A 5,662-nucleotide genomic window follows, 5' to 3' on the forward strand; every position below is an offset into this window, starting at 1 on the left:
TACATCGCCTGGCGTCACAGCGCAGCAGTGTGGGACGACCACGAGGCGTTCGAGCAGCTGACAACCGCGCTGACCGCCGTGCTCGGTGCCCGCCCGGACGCCCCGACGCAATCGGTGCAGGTCATTGCCGAACAATCGACGCTCGCCACCGGGACGGCCGAGCACCATCTCGCGCAGAGGACATCGTCATGACCGTGGCGCTGTGCGCGTTGTCGCATTCTCCGCTGATGGGCCGCAACGACCCCGCCCGCGATGTCGTCGACGAGGTGAACGCCGAACTGGCCTCGGCCCGAAGGTTTGTCGCCGAATTCGATCCCGATGTCGTCGTGGTCTTCGCCCCCGACCACTACAACGGGGTCTTCTACGACCTGATGCCACCGTTCTGCGTCGGCCGGGCGGCGGAAGCAGTTGGTGACTACGGCACCCAGGCCGGGCCGCTTCATGTCGACCGCGACACCGCGCACCGGATCGCTGCCCATGTTCTCGACTCCGGAATCGACACCGCGATCTCGGAGCGAATGCACGTCGATCATGGCTTCGCCCAGCCGATGGAACTGCTGTTCGGGTCGATCACCGCGGTACCGACAGTGCCGATCTTCATCAACTCGGTCAGCACCCCGCTGTGCCCGGTGCGGCGGATCCGGCTGCTCGGCGAAGCGGTCGGCCGGGCGGTCGCCGATCTGGACAAGCGGGTCCTGCTGTTGGGATCCGGTGGCCTGTCCCACGATCCGCCCGTCCCACAATTCGATTCTGCCCCAGAGGAAGTGCGACAACGACTCATCGACGGCCGCGCCATCACCGATGACCAACGCGCCGCCCGCGAAAACCGCGTCATCACCGCCGGACGGGACTTCGCCGCCGGGACGGCGACGCTACAACCATTGAACCCCGACTGGGACAACGAACTACTCGACATTCTCGCCGGCGGGGACCTGACGCCGATCGACCCATGGACCGTTACCGACTTCGTTGCCGCCGCCGGCCACTCCTCGCACGAGGTCCGCACCTGGATCGCCGCCTACGCCGCGCTTTCCGCGGTGTCTCCCTACCGGATGGCGTCGCGCTACTACCGGCCCATCCCGGAGTGGATCGCCGGCTTCGCCATCACCACCGCGGTCCCCACCAATCTCTGACCGCGACAACGTCAGTCGCCGTCGACCACGTGACACTGCAGCAAGGAGCACCCATGACAAGCACAGTCGAGATCCCCGCCTACCGAACCGACAGCTTCTTCGGCCTCGAGGACAAGTGGCTGGCGACCGCCGAGGGTGAACTCACCCACTACCACGAGCTCGGTCACGGGACCCCGATCCTGTTCCTGCACGGATCGGGCACCGGAGTGACCGCCGCCGCGAACTGGTGGCTGAACCTGCCCGAGCTGAGCAAGTCCGGCCGCTGCATCGCCATCGATTCCATCGGCTACGGACAAACCGTGGTGGCCGCGGGCACCGAATACGGCATCCGTGAATGGGTCCGCCACGCCGTGCGCGTGCTCGACGCCCTCGGGATCGAGAAGACCTGGATCGTCGGAAACTCCCTCGGCGGGTGGCTCGCGTTCCAGTTCGCCATCGACTTCCCCGACCGCCTGCTCGGGGTTGTGTCCATGGGCACCGGCGGCGCCAAACTCACCGGCGCACTCAAGGGCCACTCCAACCCGGACCTGTCCGAGGAAGGCGTCCGCAACACACTCGAACAATTCGTCGTCGACAAAACACTGGTCACCGACGAACTGGTCGCTCTGCGCTATGCATCCGCGCTCAACGACACCGCCTCGGATCGGCTCGCCGACGTTGTCGCCGCCCGCGACCGAGACCGCACCGAACTGCCGCTGGACTTCGAAGTACTTGCCCGCCTCGACATCCCGGTCCTGCTCATCCACGGAGTCCAGGACGTGGTCATCCCGGTGTCGCGGACCTGGGAACTACTCCAAGTGATCCCCAACGCCGACGCGCACATCTTCAGCCAGTGCGGCCACTGGTCCCAGGTCGAACGCGCCGAAGAGTTCAACGAACTCGTCGGCCGTTACCTCTCTGGCCACATCGCAGGGAAGTGACCGACCGCATGCTTTCCCTCGACCACCACACCATCACCCGCGCCGCCGATCGACTCGCTCGCGCCGAACAGACCCATGTCCCGTGCGACCCGATCCGCGACCTCATCGACGTCGCCGACATCGACAGTGCCTACGCCGTCCAGCAGCACAATGTCGCCGCTGCGCGGCGTGCCGGGAGGCGGGTGATCGGCCGCAAGATCGGCCTGACCTCGAAAGCAGTCCAGGCGCAGCTTGGAGTCGATCAACCCGACTTCGGTGTGCTCTACGCCGACATGGACCTCACCGACGCCGCGCAGATCCCGATAAGCCGTCTGTTGCAACCCAAGATCGAAGCCGAAGTGGCGTTCGTGCTCGGATACTCAGTCACGCAACCGATCACCGCCGCGACCGCGCCGCACTGCGTTGCCGAAGTGATCGCCGCCTTCGAGATCGTCGACAGCCGCGTGGCCGACTGGAACATCACCCTGGCCGACACGATCGCCGACAACGCCTCGTCGGGACTGTATGTCCTCGGCGACCGGATCGACATCACGCAGGTGCCGGACCTGGCCGCGATCGAGATGACGGTCACCGACCACACCGGCACCACGCTGTCCCGCGGCACCGGCTCCGATTGCCTGGAAAGTCCCTACAACGCGCTCGCGTGGCTGGCCAACACCGCACTGCGGTTCGGCGACCCCCTCCAAGCCGGAGACGTCATCCTTTCCGGCGCACTCGGCCAGATGGTTCCGGTCACGCCCGGAGGCACCTACACCGCCAACATCAGCGGTATCGGCACGGTCACCGCCGCATTCTCCACCCACTGAACGAGGAACACTCCCATGACGAAAACCAAAGTCGCCGTGATCGGTTCGGGCAACATCGGCACCGATCTGGTCATCAAACTCGAGCGCATCGCCCGCAACGTCGAGATCGCCGTTCTCGTCGGCATCGACCCTGCCTCCGACGGACTCGCGCGCGCCCGCCGCCTCGGCATCAGCACCGTCGACTCCGGCGTCCGAGGCCTCATCGACCACCCCGAGTTCGACGAGATCGACATCATCTTCGACTCGACCTCGGCCAAAGCCCACATCGCCAATGCCGCAGCCCTCGAGCCCTACAACAAGCGACTCATCGACCTGACCCCGGCCGCGATCGGGCCCTACGTCGTGCCCCCGGTCAACCTCGACCAGCACCTCGACGCACCCATCGTCAACATGGTCACCTGCGGCGGCCAGGCCACCATCCCGATCGTCGCCGCGATCTCCGCGGTCACCCCGGTCCACTACGCCGAAATCGTGGCCTCCATCGCCTCGAAATCCGCCGGCCCCGGCACCCGAGCCAACATCGACGAGTTCACCGAAACCACTGCCAAGGCAATCGAAGTCGTCGGGGGAGCAGCGCACGGCAAAGCGATCATCGTGCTCAATCCGGCCGACCCTCCGCTGATCATGCGCGACACCGTCCTCGCGCTCGTCACCGATCCCGACCACGACGCGATCCGCGCCTCGATCGACTCGATGGTGGCCCGCGTCGCCGAGTACGTCCCCGGATATCGGCTCAAGCAGCACGTGCAGTTCAGCGCAGTCGATCCCGCCGACAACCTCACCACCCTCACCGGTGGCGAACCCCTCGACGGAAACATATGCAAGGTAACGGTTTTCCTCGAGGTCGAGGGCGCCGCACACTACCTGCCCGCCTACGCCGGCAACCTCGACATCATGACCTCCGCGGCACTGCAAGTCGCCGAGCGCATCGCCGAACAACAAGCTCTGGAGCCGACACGATGACCACCACAGCAGCCACCGCACCCGACGGCGCCGCGCTCTACATCCAGGACGTCACCCTGCGCGACGGCATGCACGCCACCCGGCACCGCATCCGGCCCGAACAAGTCGCCGCCATCGCCGCCGCCCTCGACGCCGCCGGCGTCGACGCCATCGAGGTCACCCACGGCGACGGACTCGCCGGCCACAGCCTCACCTACGGCCCCGGCAGCAACACCGACTGGGAATGGATCGAGGCCGCCGCCGCGGTCGTGACCCGCGCCAAACTCACCACCCTGCTGCTGCCCGGTATCGGCACCGTCGCCGAACTCGAGCGCGCCCACCAGATGGGTATCGCCTCGGTGCGTGTGGCCACCCACTGCACCGAAGCCGACGTCTCCGCCCAACACATCGGCAAAGCCCGCGACCTCGGCATGGATGTCTCCGGATTCCTGATGATGTCGCATCTGGCCGAACCCGCCGAACTCGCTCGACAGGCGAAACTGATGGAATCCTATGGCGCGCACTGCGTCTACGTCGTCGACTCCGGCGGCCGGCTCACCATGGACGGCGTGCGCAACCGCGTGCGCGCCTACCGCGACATCCTCGACGCCGACACCCAGATCGGCATCCACGCCCACCAGAACCTCTCGCTGTCGGTCGCCAACAGCATCATCGCCGTCGAAGAAGGCGCCATCCGAGTCGACGCCTCACTGGCCGGCCACGGCGCCGGCGCCGGCAACTGCCCGATCGAGCCGTTCATCGCCGTCGCCGATCTCAACGGCTGGAAACACGGATGCGAACTGTTCCCGCTCCAAGACGCCGCCGATGACATCGTCCGTCCCCTGCAAGACCGACCCGTCCAGGTAGATCGCGAAACGCTCACCCTCGGCTACGCAGGCGTGTACTCCAGCTTCCTCCGGCACGCCGAAACCGCCGCGCGCACCTACAATCTCGACACCCGCGACATCCTCATCGCCGTCGGGCAACGCCGCCTCGTCGGAGGACAGGAAGACCTCATCACCGACATCGCACTCGACCTCGTCGCACAGAAAGACCGCCGCAACTAGCAGACCCGGTCGATATCGGTGCGCATCGGCGTGTGCGACGTGTACGTGACCAACGTGATCGGGAACATTCACCACCGTGTCCCGGAAACTCGCTCCAATACAGCCGCAGGGGTGTGGACCCGCGCACCGATGACGTCGGCGGGACCGGCCCGTCGTTATCGGCGGAGCAGTCAGGAAGTAAGGAATGGACGCAGACGGGAACAAGGTTGGCGCACACGCGTGCCCCGAACTTTCATCTCAACCGCGACCGGACTGGCGATTCGCGGGCGCATGTCAGCGCGCAGAGCCCGAACTGTTCTTCGACCCGGTCGAGGGCTCGTCGCGACAGCGATGGGCCAAAAGCCTTTGCAAGGCAAGCCCGGTTCGCTCGCAGTGCCGAGAACACGCGCTGCGCGCACCCGAACTCGACGGGATCTGGGGCGGGCTGACCGCGCGTGAACGCCGCAACATCACTCGCAACGTACGCGACCCAATGCAGATCAGTCCTGTTCGGCAACGCGCCATGGCCTAACCAGGTTGGGTCAACTCCAATGCCGAAGCGCGTCTTTGCAGTCCAGTCTCGCGGGGATCGTGTCTTCGTGGAATTACGTGGTTGGCTGACATCGCCTGACAGCAATTCTGGAGGTCAAGTGATCGTGTCATTGCGACTGACGGCACATCGTGCCACCCGCCGCCGATCGTTTTATCCAGCCAAAATCCGGCCAACGGGTCGGACGAGCCGGTCCAGTAGGTCCAACAGGAGGTGACGCGACCGGTCTGAGCTGGGCATTCCGAAACTACTTGGTGTTCTGGCC

General features: G+C 65.8%; 7 protein-coding genes. All 7 read left to right on the plus strand.

Features of this window, described 5'->3' with window-relative positions; translation table 11 throughout:
• On the plus strand, positions 1–192 hold a 192-nt coding region (locus A8G08_RS27635; RefSeq protein WP_169823350.1), incomplete at its 5' end, for a hypothetical protein.
• Positions 189–1,133 carry a 3-carboxyethylcatechol 2,3-dioxygenase gene (locus tag A8G08_RS20770; protein ID WP_068278394.1) on the plus strand — a complete coding sequence of 315 codons (945 nt, stop codon included), beginning with the start codon at positions 189–191 and terminating at the stop codon, positions 1,131–1,133. The genes A8G08_RS27635 and A8G08_RS20770, both read left to right, overlap by 4 nt.
• Positions 1,134–1,186: 53 nt before the next feature.
• Complete coding sequence (locus tag A8G08_RS20775; RefSeq protein WP_068278395.1) at positions 1,187–2,053, plus strand: alpha/beta fold hydrolase; 867 nt, start codon at positions 1,187–1,189, stop codon at positions 2,051–2,053.
• Positions 2,054–2,061: 8 nt separating this feature from the next.
• A complete protein-coding gene (locus tag A8G08_RS20780) occupies positions 2,062–2,859 on the plus strand; it encodes a 2-keto-4-pentenoate hydratase (RefSeq protein WP_068278401.1) in 798 nt (265 codons plus the stop codon).
• 15 nt (positions 2,860–2,874) lie between these two features.
• Positions 2,875–3,822, plus strand: a complete 948-nt coding sequence (locus A8G08_RS20785) for an acetaldehyde dehydrogenase (acetylating) (protein ID WP_068278396.1) — start codon at positions 2,875–2,877, stop codon at positions 3,820–3,822.
• Positions 3,819–4,868, plus strand: a complete 1,050-nt coding sequence (gene dmpG / locus A8G08_RS20790) for a 4-hydroxy-2-oxovalerate aldolase (RefSeq protein WP_068278397.1) — start codon at positions 3,819–3,821, stop codon at positions 4,866–4,868. The genes A8G08_RS20785 and dmpG overlap by 4 nt, the downstream gene beginning before the upstream one ends.
• A 184-nt stretch (positions 4,869–5,052) precedes the next feature.
• The gene (locus A8G08_RS28505) at positions 5,053–5,379 is read left to right on the plus strand and encodes a WhiB family transcriptional regulator (RefSeq protein WP_068278399.1); all 327 of its coding nucleotides are present in this window, start codon (positions 5,053–5,055) and stop codon (positions 5,377–5,379) included.
• Positions 5,380–5,662 lie beyond the last annotated feature (283 nt).

It is taken from the genome of Aldersonia kunmingensis (assembly GCF_001646865.1).
GTDB lineage: Bacteria > Actinomycetota > Actinomycetes > Mycobacteriales > Mycobacteriaceae > Aldersonia > Aldersonia kunmingensis.

Bases quoted from the DNA above. Each gene is read 5' to 3' on its own strand.
- A8G08_RS20770 (WP_068278394.1), top strand. From the start codon at position 189: ATGACCGTGGCGCTGTGCGCGTTGTCGCATTCTCCGCTGATGGGCCGC.
- A8G08_RS20775 (WP_068278395.1), top strand. From the start codon at position 1,187: ATGACAAGCACAGTCGAGATCCCCGCCTACCGAACCGACAGCTTCTTC.
- A8G08_RS20780 (WP_068278401.1), top strand. From the start codon at position 2,062: ATGCTTTCCCTCGACCACCACACCATCACCCGCGCCGCCGATCGACTC.
- A8G08_RS20785 (WP_068278396.1), top strand. From the start codon at position 2,875: ATGACGAAAACCAAAGTCGCCGTGATCGGTTCGGGCAACATCGGCACC.
- dmpG (WP_068278397.1), top strand. From the start codon at position 3,819: ATGACCACCACAGCAGCCACCGCACCCGACGGCGCCGCGCTCTACATC.
- A8G08_RS28505 (WP_068278399.1), top strand. From the start codon at position 5,053: ATGGACGCAGACGGGAACAAGGTTGGCGCACACGCGTGCCCCGAACTT.